Origin of the sequence: Methylobacterium sp. WL103, from assembly GCF_008039885.1 — a bacterium.
Taxonomy (GTDB): domain Bacteria; phylum Pseudomonadota; class Alphaproteobacteria; order Rhizobiales; family Beijerinckiaceae; genus Methylobacterium; species Methylobacterium cerastii.
Window position 1 is genome coordinate 1 of sequence record NZ_VRUX01000829.1, and the last position, 1474, is coordinate 1474.

Annotated in this window: 2 protein-coding genes; one reads left to right on the top strand and one right to left on the bottom strand. The window is 68.9% G+C overall.

Features of this window, described 5'->3' with window-relative positions; all coding sequences use genetic code 11:
• The coding region (locus FV222_RS25865) for an NIPSNAP family protein (RefSeq protein ID WP_147815988.1) at nt 1-547 on the top strand (547 nt) is incomplete at its 5' end.
• 7 nt (nt 548-554) lie between these two features.
• Here FV222_RS25865 and yejB read toward each other — a convergent pair.
• Nucleotides 555-1474, bottom strand: a 920-nt coding sequence (gene yejB, locus FV222_RS25870) for a microcin C ABC transporter permease YejB (protein WP_147815989.1), incomplete at its 5' end; no start/stop codon positions are given.

Genomic DNA, 1474 nt, shown 5'->3' on the forward strand with positions numbered 1-1474 from the left:
CGCCTGGGTCGGCGCGCCCGAGGCCGGCGGCACGCTGCTCGGAAGCTGGCGCACGGAGATCGGGATGCTCGGCCGGCTCCTGATCCTGCGCGGCTTCGAGGCGCCCGAGGACATGAGCGCCGAGCGCCGCCGCGCCCTGACCAGCGCGAACCCGTTCCATGCCGGCGCCGTCGTCACCGCCTTGGAGATGGACAGCTACGCGGCCTTCCCGTTCCTGCCGCCGGTGCGGACCGGGGCGCGCGGCGCCGTCTACGAGTTCCGCACCTACCGTCTGAAGCCCGGCGGCCTGCCGCCCACGCTGGACGCCTGGGAGGCCGCGGTCCCGCCGGCCAAGCCCTACACGGACCACCTCGTGATCAACATGTACGCCCTCGACGGCGCACCGCGGATCACCCACGTTTGGGGCTTCCCCAGCCTGGAGGAGCGGGCGTCCCTTCGCCGGGCGGCGCAGGGCTCCGGGCACTGGCCGCCGAAGGGCGGCCCCGACCACATCGCCGAGGCCGTCTCCAGCATCGGGCTGCCCGAGGCTTGGTCGCCGCTGACGTGAGGACCGCTCAGGTGGCCCGGGCGGAGAAGTCGATGCGCGGGTCGATCCAGACGTAGATCAGGTCGGAGAGCAGGTTCACCGCGAGCCCGAGCAGCGAGAAGATGTACAGGGTCGCGAACACCACCGGGTAGTCGCGCCCGACGATCGCCCGGAACGAGAGCTCGCCGAGGCCGTCGAGCGAAAAGATCGTCTCGATCAGCAGCGAGCCGGTGAAGAAGGCCGAGATGAAGGCGCCGGGAAAGCCCGCGATCACGATCAGCATCGCGTTGCGGAAGACGTGGCCGTAGAGCACGCGTCGCTCGGAATTGCCCTTCATCCGCGCGGTGAGCACGTATTGCTTGCGGATCTCGTCGAGGAACGAGTTCTTGGTGAGCAGGGTCGAGGTCGCGAAGGCGCCGATCACCAGCGCGGTCAGCGGCAGCACCATGTGCCAGGCGTAGTCGGTGACCTTGTGCCAAGTCGTGAACGTCTCCCAGCCTTCGCTGGTCAGGCCGCGCAAGGGGAACCACTGGAAGAACGACCCGCCGGAGAACAGGATGATCAGCATCAGCCCGAACATGAACCCGGGCACCGAGTAGCCGACGATCACGACGAACGAGGTCCAGCGGTCGAAGCGCGCCCCGTCCGAGACCGCCTTGCGGATGCCGAGCGGGATCGAGATCGCGTAGGACAGCAGCGTCATCCACAGCCCCAGCGAGATCGAGACCGGCAACCGCTCCTTGATCAGCTCGATGACGGTGACGTCGCGAAAGTAGCTGCGCCCGAAATCGAAGCGGACGTAGTCCCAGAGCATTTTGGCGAAGCGCTCGGGCGCCGGCTTGTCGAAGCCGAACTGCTTCTCGAGCTTGGCGATGAAATCGGGGCTCAGCCCCTGCGCGCCGCGGTAGCGCGAGCTCGCCTCGCCGCCGGAGGCCGGCCGGCTCGCGC